This window comes from Clostridium celatum (genome assembly GCF_021412605.1).
In the GTDB taxonomy this organism is placed as follows: Bacteria; Bacillota; Clostridia; order Clostridiales; family Clostridiaceae; genus Clostridium; species Clostridium celatum.
Genome location: NZ_JAJKGM010000013.1, coordinates 1 through 17348, shown reverse-complemented (window position 1 = coordinate 17348; position 17348 = coordinate 1). Strand labels below are relative to the sequence as shown.

The following is a 17348-nucleotide window of genomic DNA, read 5'->3' as shown; positions in this document are numbered from 1 at the left end:
ATTATGAATTATAACGAACTATTAGAAAATGCAAGGGTTTGTATTGGTGATTATTGTAAAGCATGTATAGAATGTAATGGAAAAGTCTGTAGAAATCAAATTCCTGGACCTGGAGCTAAAGGTGTTGGTGATACAGCAATTCGTAATTATGATAAGTGGAAAGAAATTCGTATAAATATGGATACATTAACTGAAAATAAAAAAGTTGATATGAGTGTAGATTTCTTTGGAAAAAAATTTAAATATCCTTTTTTTGCAGGACCTGTAGGCGCTGTTAATTTACATTATGGTGATAAATATAATGATATGACATATAATAATATTTTAGTATCTACATGTGCAAAAGAAGGAATATTAGCATTTACTGGAGACGGTACAAATCCTGAGGTAATGAAAGCTGCTACAAGTGCTATAAAAAGTGTAGATGGAATTGGTATTCCAACAGTAAAACCTTGGAATATTGATACTATTAAAGAAAAAATACAGTTAGTAAAAGAAAGTAATGCTATTGCAGTAGCCATGGATGTTGATGCAGCTGGACTTCCTTTTTTAAAGAATATGAATCCACCTGCAGGCGCAAAGTCAGTGCAAGAATTAAAAGAAATTATTGAATTTTCAAATCTTCCATTTATAGTAAAAGGTATTATGACTGTAAGCGGTGCATTAAAAGCAAAAGAAGCCGGAGCAGCTGCAATTGTTGTATCTAATCATGGTGGAAGAGTACTAGATCAATGTCCTGCTACAGCAGAGGTATTAGCTGATATTGTAGATGCAGTAAATGGATCTATGAAAGTATTTGTTGATGGTGGAATACGTTCTGGAGTAGATGTATTTAAAGCACTTGCAATTGGAGCTGATGGAGTACTTATTTGTAGAACTTTTGTAACTGCACTTTATGGTGGAGAAGAAGATGGAATAAAAGTATACATTGATAAATTAGCAAATGAATTAGAAGATACAATGGCAATGTGTGGCGCTTATTCTATAGATGAAATTACTAGAGATATGATACGAATATAATTGTAAAAAAAGGTTTTAGCTAAAGATAAGTTAAATTAGTATTTTAATTAATAATAAGTATATAAAAATTAGCAATAGATTTACTAAAGATTGATATACTGAAAAATATTCTTATGCAATAATTGACAGTGTAAGAATAAAGGATTACTATTAAATAGTAATAGTTATTTATTCACATTAATAAATGTTTTTGTAATTAAATTTCATTATTAAATTTAATAGGATATCTAATAGAAAAGATTTAATAATAGTCTAATCTAAAAGAGAGTATATTAGTTTTTATAAATATATTTTTATATTATATATATTTAAATGTAATTCATTAATATAAAGTAATGATATTATATATATACTAATTTTATAAAGTACTAGCTCTCATTTTAGATTATGAGTGCTAGTTTTTTATTTTAAAAAATTAAGTGAAAGATAAAGAGGTTGAGATTTATGAAGAGAATAGCTGTAATAAGTGCAATTTTAGAAAATCCTAAAAAAAATCAAGAAGAATTTAATGGAATTATTTCTGAATTTAGAGGAAGTATACGTGGGAGAATGGGTATTCCATTTGAAGAAGGTATTTCAGTTATAAGTATTACTGTAACTGGTGAACTTGATGAAATTAATAAACTTACAGGAAAACTTGGGAATATTCCAGGAGTACTAGTTAAAACTGCAATTGCTAAAAAAGAACTATAAGGAGAAAAATATGACAGTTAGATATATTATAGACAAACTGTATAATACAAGCTTTGCATCTAGAGAAGAATTAGTATTTTTATTAAATCATTTAACAAAAAAGGATAAGGAATATTTGACTGCAAAAGCTCATGAAGTAAGTTTAAAGAATTATGGAGATAAGGTTTATATTAGAGGGCTTATAGAATTTACAAATTATTGCAAAAGAGACTGCGTATATTGTGGAATAAGAGCTTCAAATAAGTTAGCAGATAGATATCGATTAACTTTAGAAGATATATTGGATTGTGCTGATATTGGTAATAATCTTGGATATAAAACTTATGTACTTCAAGGAGGGGAAGATCCTTATTTTACAGATGAAAGAATGGTAGAGATAATTACTGCTATTAAGAAAAGACATCCTAATAATGCAATTACATTATCTTTAGGTGAACGTTCTTATGAATCTTATAAAATAATGTTTGAAGCAGGAGCTGATAGATATTTATTACGTCATGAAACTGCAAGTAAAAATTTATATGAAAGCCTTCATCCAAAAGCTAGTTTTGAAGAAAGAAGGCAATGTCTTTATAATTTACGAGAAATAGGTTATCAAGTTGGTTCAGGTTTTATGGTTGGTCTTCCAAAACAAAGCAATGAGGATTTAGTAGAAGATCTTATGTTTATAAAAGAGTTAAAACCACATATGTGTGGAATAGGGCCTTTTATCCCACATAAAGATACTCCATTATCAATGGAAATTGGAGGGTCAGTAGAAAAAACTACTACCATGATGTCTTTAATTAGACTTATGAACCCTAAGATTTTACTACCTTCAACTACAGCTTTAGGAAGTATTGATCCACTTGGTAGAGAAAAAGGTCTTAAAGCTGGTGGTAATGTAGTTATGCCAAATCTTTCTCCAACAACTGTAAGAGAAAAGTATTCTTTGTATAATGGTAAGATATGTACCGGTGATGAAGCAGCTGAATGTAGAATGTGTATTGAAAATAGAATTAATAAAGCAGGCTTTACATTAGAGATTTCTAGAGGTGATAGCTTAGTTTTGAAAGATGATAATAGAACTGAAGAATTAGAAAAATATAAAAATATAAGTAAGGTAGATAATTTAACTTTTAAATTTTAAATGTTACCGGATTTTATGATAGATTTAAATTTTTATATTAATATTATTTAAATGAATTTATGGGAGGAAAGAATATGTTTATTAATCATGAAGAGATATATAAATTATTAGAAGAAGGTAAAAATTCCTCTAAAGAAGAAGTAGTTGATATATTAAAGAAAGCAAGAGAAAAAAGAGGTATTTCTCATAAAGATATTGCTACGTTATTACAGTTAGATGATAAAGAATTATTAGATGAAATGTTTAAAGTTGCTGGAGAGATTAAAGAGTCTATTTATGGTAAAAGAGTAGTTTTATTTGCTCCACTTTATATAAGTGATTATTGTGTAAATAATTGTGTTTATTGTGGTTATAAAAAATGTAATAGCTTTAAGAGAAGAAAGTTAACCCAGAATGAAATAAGAGAAGAAGTTAAAATACTAGAAAAAATGGGGCACAAGAGATTAGCATTAGAACTGGGAGAGGATCCAGTTAACGCACCTATAGATTATGTATTAGAAAGCTTAGATACAATATATAAAACTCAAGGAAAAGATGGTGAGATTAGAAGGGTTAATGTTAATATTGCCGCTACAACAGTTGAAAATTATAGAAAGCTTAAAGCTGCTAATATAGGAACTTATATATTATTTCAAGAAACTTATCATAAACCAACTTATGAATTAATGCATCCAAACTCTTTAAAGTCTAGTTATGAATATCACTTAACTGCTTTTGATAGAGCAATGGAAGCTAAAATTGATGATGTTGGTGGTGGAGTCCTTTTTGGACTTGCTGATCCAAAATTTGAAGTGCTTGCTCTTATGATGCATAATGAGCATTTAGAAAAAGAATTTGGTGTAGGATTCCATACTATTTCAGTTCCAAGATTAAAACCAGCAGAAGGGGTAACATTAGAAAAATTCCCTAATTTATTAAGTGATGAGATGTTTAAAAAGGTTGTTGCAATAATTAGAATTGCAGTTCCTTTTACAGGAATAATAATGTCTACAAGAGAAACTGCAGATATTAGAAGACAAGCTTTAAAGTTTGGGGTAACTCAAGTAAGCTCAGGTTCTTCTACAGGAGTTGGAGGTTACAAATCAAGAGAGCAGGGAGAAAGTGTTGAACAGTTTAAAACATCAGATGAAAGAACTCCAATTGAAGTTTTAAATTGGTTATTAGATGAAGGATATATTCCCAGTTATTGTACTGCATGCTATAGAAAAGGAAGAACTGGAGAAACATTTATGGGACTTGCTAAAACTGGAGAAATACAAACAATGTGTGAACCAAATGCTTTAATGACATTAATGGAATATGTTTTAGATTATGGAGATGAGGATACTTGTAAAAAAGCTGAAAATATAATCTATAAAGAGGCTGAAAAAATTAATAATCCTAATATTAAAAAATTTATAACTGAAGGTATTGTAAAATTAAAAGAAGGGCAAAGAGATTTATATATTTAGAGGTAACAATTATGAATAATACGCCAAATTCTAATAGAAAACATATAGCAGTCTTCGGAAAAACAAATGCAGGAAAATCCTCATTAGTTAATAGTATTTTAGGTCAAAATGTATCTTTAGTTTCTGATATTGCTGGAACTACAACAGATCCTGTACTTAAAGCAATGGAACTTATTCCATTAGGACCAGTTTTATTTATAGATACAGCAGGACTTGATGATAAAAGTGAACTCGGTGAATTAAGAGTAAAAAAATCAAAGGAAATGTTAAAACGAGCTGATTTTGCTTTATATGTAATGGATGCTAATGATTTAGATTTTAATGCGTTTAAAAAAATGAAGCTTGAGTTTAAAAAATATAATATTCCTTATTTGTTAGTTATAAATAAAATAGATAATATATCTAAGGAAAATTTAAGATTAATAGAGAGTGATTGTAAAGATGCTTTATTTGTGTCAACTTACAATAGAGAAGGTATAGATAAATTAAAAAATGAAATTATCTCTAAAATAAAGGAAGATGAAGATGAATTACCTATAATAGGTGATTTAGTTCCCTATAATGGTAAAGTTGTATTAGTAGTTCCTATAGATTCAGAAGCACCTAAAGGAAGAATAATTTTGCCACAAGTTCAATGTATTAGAGATTGTTTAGATAATGGAATAAAATGTTATACCGTTAGAGATACAGAGCTTGCTTCAGCTTTAGAAGATATAAAAGATATAGACCTAGTGGTTACAGACTCTCAAGCTTTTAAAAAGGTTAGTGAAATAGTTCCAAAGGATATTAAACTTACTGGTTTCTCTATTCTTTTTGCAAGGCATAAAGGGGATTTAGAATCTTTTGTTGATGGTGCTAAAAGTATTGATAAATTAACTAAAGATTCGAAAATATTAATTTCTGAAAGTTGTACCCATAATGTGTCACATGAAGATATAGGCCGAGTTAAAATACCAAAATTACTAAATAAATATGTAGGTCATCAATTGACTTATGAGTATAGAGTAGGACATGATTTTCCAGAAGATATTAGTAAGTATGATTTAATAATTCACTGTGGAGCTTGTATGATAAATAGAAAGACTGTAGTTAATAGAGTGAATTTTTGTAAAGAAAAAGGTGTACCTATAACTAATTATGGAATAACTTTGGCATTTTTAACTGGAATATTAGATAGAAGTTTAGAATGTTTTAAATAATTAATCATGTTCAAGATCTAATTTTATTAGATAAATATACTTATTCTATTTTAAGTAGAAATTTATAAGTTAATAGGCTATTACTAAATTAATTTTATTAGTTTAGTAATAGCCTTTTATTAATTGTATTCTAATAGCCATTATATGAACATAATGAAGAATATAGTTAATATTAGGATAATATACTTAATATAAAAATATACTATTTGGAGGTAATATGGAGGTATATATTAGAGTTGCTATAATAGCAGTGGCAGTTATTATTGGTCTATTATTCTTATTTTGGTTAATAGGTTTAAGAATTATAGACAATGATAAGGTTGGTATAGTAGAAAAATGGTGGAGTACTAAAGGATCATTAAATGAGCAAATTATTGCTTTAAATGGAGAAGCAGGCTATCAACCTGAATTATTAAGAGGTGGTATGCATTTTAGAACCCCATTAATTTATAAAATACATGTTGTGCCATTAGTTACTATACCACAAGGTAAAATAGCCTATGTATTTGCTAGAGATGGTAAGCCACTTAACCCAACACAAACCTTAGGTAAAGTTGTTCAAGAAAGTAATAACTTTCAAGATGTTAGAGGATTTTTAAATAATGGTGGTCAAAAAGGACCTCAAAGGGGAATTATACGGGAAGGTACTTATGCTTTTAATCTAGCACAGTTTGTAATTATTACAGATACAGTTACTTATTGTTTAAAAACTGGTACTAAAGCAGAGCAAGAAACATTAAAAGCAATGGCAAAGCTTATTCATGAAAGAAAAGGTTTTGAGCCAGTTATTATTAAAGGTAATGAGGACTTAGTTGGAATAGTTACTGTGCATGATGGACCATCCTTAGGAGGAGAAAATATAATTTCTCCTACAGTTGCTGATGATGCACAAGATCCTAATTATCATAATAACTTTCAAGATATTGATGCATTTTTAAGGGCAGGCGGATTTAGAGGAAGGCAATATCAAGTATTAGCAGATGGTACTTATTTTATAAATAGATTATTTGCAACTATTGAATATATACCTAAAGTAATAATTCCAGTAGGTTTTGTTGGAGTTGTTGTTTCATATACAGGTTCTAAAGGAGAGGATTTTTCAGGAGTCGATTACAAACATGGAGAGCTTGTAAAAAAAGGTTATAGAGGTGTTTGGAATGAACCTTTAATGCCAGGAAAATATGCTTTTAATACTTATGCTGGTAATATTATTAAGGTTCCAACTACCAATGTAATATTAAAATGGATTTCTAATCAAATTGGAAATCATAAATATGATGAAAATCTTAAAGAAGTAAGCTTAATTACAAAAGATGCTTTTGAACCTAATTTACCTTTATCTGTAGTATTCCATATAGATTATAGAAAGGCACCACTTGTTATTCAAAGATTTGGTGATATTAAAATGCTTGTTGATCAAACTTTGGATCCTATGATATCAGCATACTTTAAAAATGTTGGACAAACTAAGACTTTAATACAATTAATTCAAGAAAGAAATGAAATTCAAGCTCAAAGTTCATTAGAAATGAAAGAAAAATTTGAACATTATAATTTAGAACTTGAAGAAGTATTAATAGGTACTCCAGCAAGCCCAAAATCAGGTAATGAAATAGAAACTATCTTAACTCAATTAAGAAGTAGACAAATTGCAAGAGAAAAGCTTCAAACTTATGAAACACAACAAAAAGCTGCTGAAAAGGAAAAAGAATTAAGAGAAGCAGAAGCTGTTGCAAAACAACAAACTACTTTAACTGAATCAGATATTAATATAAAAATTCAAGAGAATCAAGGTAAAGCAGAACTTATGAAAGCTAGACAAGATGCAGAAAAAATTCAAAAACTATCTGAAGCTGATGCTTATAAAGTAAAAAAAGAATCTGAAGCTGAAGCTTTTAAAATTAAAATTACAGCAGAAGCTGAGGCGGATAAAGAAGCTAGAGTTGGTATTTCAAAAGCTATTGCTGCAAAGGAACAAGTTAATGCTTATGGTGGACCACAATATAAAGTTATAAGTGATGTTATGTCATCTTTTGCAAATGCAGTTAAAGAAGGTAAAATTGATATAGTGCCTAAGACTTTAGTTAATGCTAATAGCGATAAAGAAGGTTTAGGGGTAAATGCTTTTGAATCTATGTTAATGCTTTTATTAAGTGAAAAACTATCAACAGAAGAAGTAAATGAAAATATAGATACACCAGAAGAAATTAGAAAGTTAAGAGATGAAATTTTAAAAGAAATATCTAAAGTAAAAGATTCTAGTAATGAAGTTGAACCTACAAACAAATAACAAAAATAATACTATTCAAACTTATATTTAAATAAAGTTATTTAATTTAAGATATAAGAATTACACTTAATATTAGGTAATTTTTATATCTTAAATAATCACTACTATAAATATTATTTTAATAACTATATTTAAATAATATTTATATAATATTCTTTAAGTGAAGAAATAATAGACTCATCAGGTAATTTATCTGTAATTATTCCATAGAAATCTAGTAAATTAGAAAATTTAAAAGCACCATTTCTTTCAAATTTTTCATTAAGCATAACTAAAAACAACTTATCAGATATATTAGTTATAGCTTTTTTGGTAGCAGCATCTTCTGATTTAGCAGTACTTATAGTACCATCTCTAAGATCTACTCCAGTACATCCTATAAATGCTTTATTACATCTATAGTTTTTTATTTGCTCAATAGCATGAGATCCTATAGTCCCACCAACATATGGATCATAATCTCCACCAATAAATATAAACTTTGTTGCTAATTCTGTAGTAATTAATGAAGAAATTTCAAACATATTTGTTATTACATTTAAATTCATATTATTTTGAACTATTAATTTAGCAATCATGAAAGAAGTTGTTGATGAATCTAAAAAAATAGTGTCATTATCAGATAATTGCTCAAATGCTTTTTTAGCAACTGTTTCTTTTAAATCAATATTTTCAATTATACGATTACTAAAACTTTTTATTTTAATACCACTATCATTTATACTTATAGCTCCACCATAAGTTCTACGTAATAAGTTTTTCCTTTCTAAAACCTTTAAGTCTTTTCTTATCATACTTTCACTTACATTAAATTCTTTACTTAAATCTTTAACAAGTATTTTACCATTTTCATTAAGTAAATCTAAAATATATTTATGACGTTCTTCAGTAAACATTTTAAAACTCCTTTATATATGTTATATTATATTATTTTATTCTTTTATTCTTTGTATAAATGTAGCAATTAATTCCTATTTATTCTCATTCTATTATAAAATTATAATATAGTCAATTGACAGCAGGTAGTAAGTGGGATAAAATAGGAATGAAAAGGAATGGAGGGATTTCATGAAAAAAGCTATATTTTTTGATATTGATGGAACATTAATTGAGTGCTTCGGTGGAATAGTTGATATGTCTGAAAAAGTTAAAAATGCAATTTACTCATTGCAAAAAAAAGGTCATTATGTTTTTATTGCAACAGGAAGACCTTATGCATTTTTAAGCCAAGCTATATTAGATTTTGGTTTTGATGGATTTATACTAGCAAATGGCGCTCAAGTAATGTTAAATAATGAAATTATTCATAGTGAATATATTGATAAAGGTTTTCTAAATGACTTAGTAGAAGAGTTTGAAGAGCTAAATATTCAATATATTTTACAAGATAAGAAGTATTCTTATCTAAAGGAAGAATTTAAAGAGTTTTATAATTTCTTTGAAAGTGTAAATGTTTCTACAAACTTATTTATAAGAGATTATGTATTTGAAGATATAAATGCTTATAAAATAGAAATGTTATGTCCTAATGAAGAAGTTGCAAACACATGCCTTGAAATAGTAAAGAGAAATGAAGATTATGATTACGTTAGTAGTATAGATGCAAAATCATTTGAACTTTACTCAAAGAAAAATACTAAAGCAACTGCAATATTAAAGGTTTTAGAACATTTGGATATTGATATAAAAAATAGTTATGCTTTTGGTGATGGAAAAAATGACATAGAAATGCTTTCAACAGTTGGTTGTGGTATAGCTATGGGAAATGCTTCTGATGAAGTTAAAAAATATGCTAAAGAAATTACTGATACAGTATTTAATGATGGTGTAGCTGTAGGAATTGAGAAGTTTATACTTTAAGTAAAAGTATTTTTGTTTGATATTTTAGTAGTAACTTTTTATTAGTTTTAAATATATTATAAACTAAAGAACCTGTACATAGGAGAGAGTTAAGTAAGGTAAGCAGTTATGTTTATAATTATAATATAATTAGCGAAGAAGGATTAAGTGAATTTTTCATATAAAGGATGGCTATTAAGCTCATCCTTTATATTTTATTTAAAGAATGTCTTGAGGCATAACAATAAGCGTTTCATTCAATATTTCCACTAAAGTTTCTTTCTTTACATTAGAGGATGATAAAAGTTGTTTAAATTTTCTACTTCCTTTTTGCCCTTGAAATAAACTTTGAAGTGGAGCAGCTAAGGAATGAACATTACTTCCTTTTTCAAGTTCTTCTTTAACATAAGGAATATATGATTTTATTATTTCACCTCTTGAAATAATTTTAGCATTTTTATCATTAATCCTATTTAAATTAGCTAAAAGATAACAATCTTCATAAGAAGCTCTACCTATCATGACTCCATCAACTTTAGTAAGAGCATCACTAATTGATTCTAGTGTTTTAAATCCACCATTAATTTCTATATTTAAATACTCAAAATCTTTTTTTAATCTATAAACCATATCATAATCAAGTGGAGGAATTTCCCTATTATCTTTTGGACTTAAACCTTTTAAAATTGCAGAACGAGCATGGACTGTGTATCTATCTGGTCTTGCTTTAGAAACAGTATCTAAAAACTCTAATAAATCTTCGTAACCTTCCATTATAATTTTATTATTTTTACCTTCAATTACATCAGTTCCATCAATACCTATTCTATGTTTTATAGTTACTGGCTTATTAGTTGCTTCCTTCATAGCTGAAAGAATTTCATAAACTAAGTTTTTATCTGCCATTAATGCTGCACCCATTAAATTTCCTGATACTCTATCTGATGGACAGCCACAGTTTAAATTTATTTCAGAATAATTATAACTTTCAGCAAGTTTAACAGCTTTATATGCATCTTCAGAACTAGACGCTGCTATTTGTAGAGCAACAGGACCTTCTTCTTCTCTAAAGTAAAGAATTCTATCTAAATCCCCATTAATTATTGCTTGAGCTGTAACCATTTCTGTATAAAGGAGAGCACCTTTATTCATAAGCCTACAAAAATATCTAAAATGTCTATGTGATTTATCTACCATTGGAGCAATGCTTATTTTAGGTGTTTGTATATTTGAAATATATTTTTCCATCATTTGTTTCCTTTCAATATATAATTAATTAGTTTTAATTATAACACATAAACATTTAATGGTCTGTATCTTATTAATTAAACTCACTAGTAAACGTATGTCCTTTTGTTATTGATATTATTCTTTTAGCTATAATTGAACTTACAATACATGATGCAGCATCTCCTGGAATAAATACAAGACAACAATAGAATACTACTGCACTTACTGTAATAGGTGAATTTAAATAATAATTAGCTATAACATAGTAATATGTCATTCCTATAAGATAAACTATTGTAAGACCAATAAAACTTGCTATTAATAAAGTTTTTAATGAAGAATTTTTCTTTCTATGTGCAATATACCCAGTAATATATGTTCCAATTAAAAATCCTATAAGATAACCAAAGGTTGGTTGAAAAATATAGCTTGGGCCACCACCTTGAGTAAAAACTGGAAGACCAACTAAACCTATAAGTATATATATTCCAACGGAAATAGCACCAAGTCTTGGACCAAGTAATAATCCTGCTAATGTAGTAAATAGAACTTGTAGTGTAAAAGGAACTACAGGAATTGGAATTTTAATAAAAGCACCAACTGCAATTAACGCAGCAAAAAGTGAACATAATATAAGTGATTTTGTATTTAATTTATTCATATTAATTTATCCCCCTAATAGTTACTTCACCAGAATTTAAAATTTTAATAGATCCATCATCATGTTCTACAATTAAAGAACCATCATTGTTTATATCAATAGCTTTTCCATTTAAAGATATTCCAGCTGAAGTATATTGAATATTCTTATTTAAAGTAATACTTCTCTTTTTATACTCAGTTATAAAATCATAGCTTTTTATTTTAGGAATCATAGTTAAAATATTGTTTATTATTTCAGCACAAAGCATATTTCTAGTAACACCATTGCTATTTCCTTTGAAAATTGATCCAGCAATTTCTTGAAGTTCTTTTGGAAAATTATTTTTAGGAATATCAAAATTAATTCCTATTCCTAAAATTAAATAATCAATAGTTCCACTTTCAAAGTTAGTTGAAGCTTCTGTTAATATACCTCCAACCTTTTTATTATCTATAAAAATATCATTTATCCATTTAATTTGACTTTGTACATTAGTAACTTTATAAATTGCGTTACATATAGCAACACATGAAGAAGTTGTAATTAATACAGAATCCATTGCAGTTAAGTTAGGTCGTAAAATCATACTCATATAAATACCAGTATTAGCAGGAGAGTAGAAGCTTCTTCCTAATCTACCTTTACCTGAAGTTTGTTCTTCTGAAATTATAGTAGTTCCATGTTTTGCACCAGTCAATGCAAGATTTTTAGCTAATTCATTAGTAGAAGTTATTGTTTTATGGCTATATATTTCTATATCTGATAATTCTTTATTTAAATATAGAGCTATACCTTCTTTAGAAATAATATCAGTATCAGTTGCTAATGAATATCCTTTATTTGTAACGGCATTAATAACATATCCCTCATTTCTAAGTGCATTGATAGCTTTCCAAATTGAAGTTCTTGATAAATTAAGAGTGTTTGCTATATAAGCACCTGAAATAGTTTTTCCTTTGTTCTCTTCTAAAACTTTTAAAACACTATTTTTTAATAACATAAATTACCTCCTTAAAGATAGTATATTGATTGTAAAATATTTTGTCAATCAAAATATTTTTAAAGGTTGACAATCCTTTTAATCCTTCTAAAAAGATAATTATTATATGGAATAATACAATAAAACTACTAGTAAAAATAGAATATAAAATATTTAAATTACTATTATTTTAGAGATTATGAATGAAAGGATTTTTTATATTAAGGTATGATAAAGAAAAGATTTGTAATTAAAATTGATAATAGCACTAGAAAATTGCCATTTGAAGGTGAGCCCAACAGTATAATTGATTTGGTTGCCGATAATAAAGTAAAACAAAGAAGAATATATGGAGAAAATGGTAAAGTATTAAAAGATATAGATACTTCTAATCATAATAAACCTAAATTTCATCCAATGGGTGCTCATAAACATATTTATAATCATGATAATGATTGTAAACCTCATGGAAGTATTGAAGATTTAACAGAAGAGGAAATCAATCAAAATAAAGATATTATAGTTGAAGGAGTAAATCATTATTATGTTAAACAATTATAAATTTTATATTTTTATGTTTTAGAGGTGAGCTTATGAAAGACCTTGTAATAATGAACTTTTCTCGTATATATGAACATGAAAGTTTTTTTAAAAATAAAGAGTATCAATGGATTGATTGTACAAAAATTAATGGTACAACTGGATATTGTGATAAAGTAGCTTTTAATACTTTAAAAGAAAAGATAAATAATATTAGTCCAGAAGGAATTCATTTTATAGATTCAGGGAGCTATCATTATATTACTACTTTATGGACAAGCAAGATAAAAAAAGAATTTGTGCTTGTGGTTTTTGATCATCATTGTGATATGCTAAAACCAATGTTTGGAGATATTTTATCATGTGGATCTTGGATAATGAATACTTTAGATTATAACAATTACTTAAAAAAAGTAGTATTAGTTGGTTTAAGTAAAGAACAAAAAGAGATGATTCCAAGTGAATATTTAAATAAAATATTTTGTATATGTGATTATGATTTATTAAATATGACTGAATTAGATATTTTAAATATTATTGGCAAAAAATATCCAGTTTATATTTCAATCGATAAAGATGTATTAAACAAAAGCATTATAAATACATCATGGGAACAAGGAAGTATGGACTTAGATAACCTAATGAATATTATTAGTATTATTATTAAAAATCAAATAGTAATTGGTTTAGATATTTGCGGTGAAAGTGATTTTATTAAAGTTAAGGATATTAAAACAAGTGATTATATTAATAAAAAACTTCTGAATTTATTATTTAAGGAGCTTTAAAAGATTTTCTTATAGTATAAACAGAGTTTTATCTTAAGTTAAAATTGATGAAAAGTTAACATTTTATATGATGTTATGTAAAAATTTATGGTTATAATTAAAAGTATATTATATTTTAGGAGGCATTATTAATGGAAAGCATGGTAAAGCGTAATTACTTAGAAATATTAAAAACTTTTTTATAGCTTTGGTATTTTTAGGAATAGGGTCATTCATTGGTATTAATTTCATTCCACTAACGTTAAGATATTATTTAAATATAGCATTTTTTATATTAGTACTTATTTCTGCTTTTACAAGAAGAGGGGGATTTGTTAGAAATAAAGTAAGTATGAACATATATGCATTTATTCTAGGAATACTAACTGGATCAACTTATATTTATTATTTTTATAATTTAGGAGCAACACTCTTTATTTCTGTAATTATTGGCGTAGTTTTAATATTTGGATTATCATATATAATAGCCGCAAATCAAAAGGATGAAAATATCTTCAAATTAGGTCCAATTGTGACTGTAGGAATTTTAGTATTATTAGTTTTAGAGTTTATAAATATATTTTTCTTTAAGTTTGGTACATTTGATTTAATAATTTCTGCTATTGGAATTTCAATTTATTCTATTTATGCTTTAATAATTATGAAGTCAGTTCAAAATAGCTGTAAATATGGACTACTTTCAGAAACTGAAATAGTTAATTTTGCATTTTCAATTTTTATTAGCTTCTTAAATTTATTAGTTGATTTATTGAGATTTGTTTCAATTTTAAAAAATGATAATTAAATTAATTTTGACTTTTCTTTAGAAAATTTTGTATAATATAATTATAGAAAATATTTTAATTGAATTTAATTATTTAAAGATTAACACAACGCGTAGTTTATTGATTAGGAACGTAAGTCCAGTTGTCAGTAACTATGCGTTTTTATTTTAAGGAGGTATTTTATGTTTTCTACTAATGATTATATTATTTATGGTAATACAGGTATATGCAAAATTGAATCTATAAAAGAAATGAAATTTGGAAATAATCCTACAAGAAAATACTATATAATAAAACCTGTTTATGGGGAGAAAGAAACTATCTATTCACCTATTGATAATACTGCTATAAATATTAGAAAAATTATGAACTTAGATGAAGTTAAAGAATTGATTAATGAAATTCCAAAACAGGATACTATTTGGATAGAAGATATTTCTGATAGAAAAGAGAAGTACAGTGAAATAATAAAAGGTGGAAATAGGCATGATCTTGTTAAATTAATTAAAACATTATACTTAAAAAAACAAGAAAAAGCCAAGGAAGGTAAAAAGCTAATGATTGGTGATGAAAAGCTAATGCAAGAAGCAGAAAAAATTTTACATCAAGAATTAGCATTAATTTTAGATATTAAACCTGAAGAAGTTGCACCATTTATAACAAGTGAATTGAAAGAGTAAAATAAAAAAGTGATTGTATTTATTTAATACAGTCACTTTTTTATTTTATTACTTTAAAGCATTATTTGCAAAACCAACCATAACTTCTAAATATTTTTCAATATCCTCTTTAGGTATACCATCAGTAATTTTATTAATAAATTCAATCTGCATTTTTTGTAACTTAATTACTAAAGGTTTTGATTTTTCTGTTAACTTCAAATGTTGACATCGTCTATCATTTTTATCTATATATATTTTTATTAGCTCTTTATCTAATAATGGTTCAACAGCTTTTGATACATATGCTTTAGAAAAGCCTTTTAATTTTGCAATATCCTTTGCAGTATCGCAAGCAGGATTATTATATAAAAAGGCTAAAATATCAGCTTCTGGTTTTGTTATTCCACATTCATCAGCCGCTTTTGTAGATAAATTATAATATAAATCATTTATATGTTTTATAGAATATAGTATTTTTGTTATATCAAAATTAGTTTTCATTATACCCTCCAAATAGTTGACATCTAAACAGTTTCTATGTAAACTATTTTATAGTTAATACAATCTATTGTCAATTTTATTTATTATTTTTCAAAGGAGAATGAGATTATGCAACAAAATCAAACAGAAGAATTAGGAACATGTAGCGTCGGTAAATTATTATTTAAATTAGCACTTCCTGCAATTGCCGCACAAATTATTAATTTGCTTTATAATTTAGTGGATCGTATGTATATTGGTCATATTGCTGAAGTTGGTAAATTAGCTCTTACTGGTGTTGGAGTATGTTTACCTTTAATTATGATTATATCTGCCTTTGCTGCATTAGTTAGTATGGGAGGAGCACCAAGAGCATCTATTTTTCTTGGAAAAGGAGATGTTGATAACGCTGAAAAAACTCTTGGAAATTCATTTACTTTACTTATAATAGTTTCCATTATCCTAACTATTATATTTCAATTTTTTGCAAAAGATATGCTTTTAATATTTGGAGCTAGTGAAAATACAATAAGTTATGCAATAAGTTATATGAAAATATATAGTTTAGGAACAATATTTGTTCAATTAACATTAGGACTTAATGCATTTATAAGTGCTCAAGGCTTTGCTAAAATAAGTATGTTTACTGTTTTAATTGGAGCAATAAGTAATATTATTCTTGATCCAATTTTTATTTTTGGATTTAATATGGGTGTGTCTGGTGCTGCATTAGCTACTATAATTTCTCAATCATTATCTATGATATGGATACTTGTATTTTTAACTGGTAAGAAAACTACATTAAAGATTAGAAAGAAAAACTTACGTTTATCAAAAAATATTATACTTCCATCAATAGCACTTGGATTAGCTCCATTTATTATGCAAGCTACTGAAAGCCTAATTGCCGTTTGCTTTAACTCATCACTTTTAAAGTATGGTGGAGATATAGCAGTTGGAGCAATGACAATACTTACAAGTGTAATGCAATTTTCTATGTTACCACTTACAGGTTTAACTCAAGGTGGACAACCAATCATAAGTTATAATTATGGTGCTAAAAATGCAGAGAGAGTAAAAAAAGCATTTAAATTACTGCTTATTGCATGTGTCGTATATTCAACTATATTATGGGCTGGAGCAATGTTTGTACCAAAAGCTTTTGTATTAATATTCAATAATGATCCAGAGCTTATAGAGTTTACTATTCCAGCACTTAGAATTTATATGGCTGTATCTTGTATTTTTGGTGTACAAATTGCATGTCAACAAACATTTATTGCATTAGGAAATGCTAAAACATCATTATTTTTAGCATTACTTAGAAAAGTAATATTATTAATACCTCTAATTTATATAATGCCGATTTTTATGGAAAATAAAACAACTGCGGTATTTACAGCTGAACCAGTAGCTGATATGTTAGCAGTTACAACTACTGCTATATTATTTATAATACAATTTAAGAAATCGATGAAAGAAATTTCTATTCCTGAAGAAAATATCAATAAGGCTAATGCATAGAAAAAAACACTTATAGCTATAAAGCTATAAGTGTTTTTTCCAGTTTGTTGAAAAACCCCCTGTTTAAAAACAGAGGGTTTTTCTATTATTAGTTGTGGATAAAATTTAATATTAAAA

Annotated in this window: 17 protein-coding genes; 12 read left to right on the top strand and 5 right to left on the bottom strand. The window is 26.9% G+C overall.

Annotated features, from left to right (window positions below):
• Positions 1 to 3 precede the first annotated feature (3 nt).
• The 6 genes from LPC13_RS07500 to LPC13_RS07475 all read left to right on the top strand — a co-directional run bounded on the left by LPC13_RS07500 (position 4) and on the right by LPC13_RS07475 (position 7782).
• Complete coding sequence (locus tag LPC13_RS07500) at positions 4 to 1020, top strand: alpha-hydroxy-acid oxidizing protein (protein WP_005211283.1); 1017 nt, start codon at positions 4 to 6, stop codon at positions 1018 to 1020.
• A gap of 444 nt (positions 1021 to 1464) precedes the next feature.
• Positions 1465 to 1713 carry a TM1266 family iron-only hydrogenase system putative regulator gene (locus LPC13_RS07495; RefSeq protein ID WP_005211285.1) on the top strand — a complete coding sequence of 83 codons (249 nt, stop codon included), beginning with the start codon at positions 1465 to 1467 and terminating at the stop codon, positions 1711 to 1713.
• Between the two features lie 10 nt (positions 1714 to 1723).
• Entirely contained in the window at positions 1724 to 2842 is a 1119-nt protein-coding gene (gene hydE, locus LPC13_RS07490) for a [FeFe] hydrogenase H-cluster radical SAM maturase HydE (RefSeq protein ID WP_040418756.1), read from the top strand.
• A gap of 74 nt (positions 2843 to 2916) precedes the next feature.
• Complete coding sequence (gene hydG / locus LPC13_RS07485) at positions 2917 to 4293, top strand: [FeFe] hydrogenase H-cluster radical SAM maturase HydG (RefSeq protein WP_040418758.1); 1377 nt, start codon at positions 2917 to 2919, stop codon at positions 4291 to 4293.
• 11 nt (positions 4294 to 4304) lie between these two features.
• Positions 4305 to 5492, top strand: a complete 1188-nt coding sequence (hydF, locus tag LPC13_RS07480; protein WP_005211291.1) for a [FeFe] hydrogenase H-cluster maturation GTPase HydF — start codon at positions 4305 to 4307, stop codon at positions 5490 to 5492.
• 217 nt (positions 5493 to 5709) lie between these two features.
• Positions 5710 to 7782 carry an SPFH domain-containing protein gene (locus tag LPC13_RS07475; protein ID WP_005211293.1) on the top strand — a complete coding sequence of 691 codons (2073 nt, stop codon included), beginning with the start codon at positions 5710 to 5712 and terminating at the stop codon, positions 7780 to 7782.
• A 131-nt stretch (positions 7783 to 7913) separates the two neighbouring features.
• Here the strand turns inward: LPC13_RS07475 and LPC13_RS07470 are convergent, their stop codons facing one another.
• Positions 7914 to 8678 (bottom strand): DeoR/GlpR family DNA-binding transcription regulator, encoded by a 765-nt coding sequence (locus LPC13_RS07470; RefSeq protein ID WP_005211295.1) that lies wholly within the window; start codon positions 8676 to 8678, stop codon positions 7914 to 7916.
• Positions 8679 to 8850: 172 nt separating this feature from the next.
• On the opposite strand from LPC13_RS07470, the gene LPC13_RS07465 reads away from it, so the two are divergent.
• Positions 8851 to 9642, top strand: coding sequence for a Cof-type HAD-IIB family hydrolase (locus LPC13_RS07465; RefSeq protein WP_005211297.1), 792 nt, complete (start codon positions 8851 to 8853; stop codon positions 9640 to 9642).
• A gap of 198 nt (positions 9643 to 9840) precedes the next feature.
• On the opposite strand, the gene dusA is transcribed toward LPC13_RS07465, so the two are convergent.
• The 3 genes from dusA to LPC13_RS07450 all read right to left on the bottom strand — a co-directional run bounded on the left by dusA (position 9841) and on the right by LPC13_RS07450 (position 12494).
• Entirely contained in the window at positions 9841 to 10872 is a 1032-nt protein-coding gene (gene dusA, locus LPC13_RS07460; protein WP_005211299.1) for a tRNA dihydrouridine(20/20a) synthase DusA, read from the bottom strand.
• 70 nt (positions 10873 to 10942) lie between these two features.
• Complete coding sequence (locus LPC13_RS07455; RefSeq protein WP_005211301.1) at positions 10943 to 11512, bottom strand: biotin transporter BioY; 570 nt, start codon at positions 11510 to 11512, stop codon at positions 10943 to 10945.
• Between the two features lies 1 nt (position 11513).
• The gene (locus LPC13_RS07450) at positions 11514 to 12494 is read right to left on the bottom strand and encodes a biotin--[acetyl-CoA-carboxylase] ligase (RefSeq protein WP_195245529.1); all 981 of its coding nucleotides are present in this window, start codon (positions 12492 to 12494) and stop codon (positions 11514 to 11516) included.
• Between the two features lie 207 nt (positions 12495 to 12701).
• On the opposite strand from LPC13_RS07450, the gene LPC13_RS07445 reads away from it, so the two are divergent.
• From LPC13_RS07445 to LPC13_RS07430, 4 genes are all read left to right on the top strand, one after another.
• On the top strand, positions 12702 to 13034 hold the full coding sequence (locus LPC13_RS07445) for a hypothetical protein (RefSeq protein WP_005211304.1): 333 nt from the start codon (positions 12702 to 12704) through the stop codon (positions 13032 to 13034).
• 32 nt (positions 13035 to 13066) lie between these two features.
• On the top strand, positions 13067 to 13801 hold the full coding sequence (locus LPC13_RS07440; protein ID WP_005211305.1) for an arginase family protein: 735 nt from the start codon (positions 13067 to 13069) through the stop codon (positions 13799 to 13801).
• A gap of 187 nt (positions 13802 to 13988) precedes the next feature.
• Positions 13989 to 14585, top strand: coding sequence for a Bax inhibitor-1 family protein (locus tag LPC13_RS07435; RefSeq protein WP_005211308.1), 597 nt, complete (start codon positions 13989 to 13991; stop codon positions 14583 to 14585).
• 162 nt (positions 14586 to 14747) lie between these two features.
• Positions 14748 to 15245 carry a CarD family transcriptional regulator gene (locus LPC13_RS07430; protein ID WP_005211309.1) on the top strand — a complete coding sequence of 166 codons (498 nt, stop codon included), beginning with the start codon at positions 14748 to 14750 and terminating at the stop codon, positions 15243 to 15245.
• 48 nt (positions 15246 to 15293) lie between these two features.
• Here the strand turns inward: LPC13_RS07430 and LPC13_RS07425 are convergent, their stop codons facing one another.
• Positions 15294 to 15728: a MarR family winged helix-turn-helix transcriptional regulator gene (locus tag LPC13_RS07425; protein WP_005211313.1), complete on the bottom strand. Its 435-nt coding sequence runs from the start codon at positions 15726 to 15728 to the stop codon at positions 15294 to 15296.
• Between the two features lie 108 nt (positions 15729 to 15836).
• Between LPC13_RS07425 and LPC13_RS07420 the strand changes: the two genes are divergently transcribed.
• Entirely contained in the window at positions 15837 to 17231 is a 1395-nt protein-coding gene (locus LPC13_RS07420) for an MATE family efflux transporter (protein ID WP_005211314.1), read from the top strand.
• Positions 17232 to 17348 lie beyond the last annotated feature (117 nt).

Bases quoted from the DNA above. Each gene is read 5' to 3' on its own strand.
- LPC13_RS07500 (WP_005211283.1), top strand. From the start codon at position 4: ATGAATTATAACGAACTATTAGAAAATGCAAGGGTTTGTATTGGTGAT.
- LPC13_RS07495 (WP_005211285.1), top strand. From the start codon at position 1,465: ATGAAGAGAATAGCTGTAATAAGTGCAATTTTAGAAAATCCTAAAAAA.
- hydE (WP_040418756.1), top strand. From the start codon at position 1,724: ATGACAGTTAGATATATTATAGACAAACTGTATAATACAAGCTTTGCA.
- hydG (WP_040418758.1), top strand. From the start codon at position 2,917: ATGTTTATTAATCATGAAGAGATATATAAATTATTAGAAGAAGGTAAA.
- hydF (WP_005211291.1), top strand. From the start codon at position 4,305: ATGAATAATACGCCAAATTCTAATAGAAAACATATAGCAGTCTTCGGA.
- LPC13_RS07475 (WP_005211293.1), top strand. From the start codon at position 5,710: ATGGAGGTATATATTAGAGTTGCTATAATAGCAGTGGCAGTTATTATT.
- LPC13_RS07470 (WP_005211295.1), bottom strand. From the start codon at position 8,678: ATGTTTACTGAAGAACGTCATAAATATATTTTAGATTTACTTAATGAA.
- LPC13_RS07465 (WP_005211297.1), top strand. From the start codon at position 8,851: ATGAAAAAAGCTATATTTTTTGATATTGATGGAACATTAATTGAGTGC.
- dusA (WP_005211299.1), bottom strand. From the start codon at position 10,872: ATGATGGAAAAATATATTTCAAATATACAAACACCTAAAATAAGCATT.
- LPC13_RS07455 (WP_005211301.1), bottom strand. From the start codon at position 11,512: ATGAATAAATTAAATACAAAATCACTTATATTATGTTCACTTTTTGCT.
- LPC13_RS07450 (WP_195245529.1), bottom strand. From the start codon at position 12,494: ATGTTATTAAAAAATAGTGTTTTAAAAGTTTTAGAAGAGAACAAAGGA.
- LPC13_RS07445 (WP_005211304.1), top strand. From the start codon at position 12,702: ATGATAAAGAAAAGATTTGTAATTAAAATTGATAATAGCACTAGAAAA.
- LPC13_RS07440 (WP_005211305.1), top strand. From the start codon at position 13,067: ATGAAAGACCTTGTAATAATGAACTTTTCTCGTATATATGAACATGAA.
- LPC13_RS07430 (WP_005211309.1), top strand. From the start codon at position 14,748: ATGTTTTCTACTAATGATTATATTATTTATGGTAATACAGGTATATGC.
- LPC13_RS07425 (WP_005211313.1), bottom strand. From the start codon at position 15,728: ATGAAAACTAATTTTGATATAACAAAAATACTATATTCTATAAAACAT.
- LPC13_RS07420 (WP_005211314.1), top strand. From the start codon at position 15,837: ATGCAACAAAATCAAACAGAAGAATTAGGAACATGTAGCGTCGGTAAA.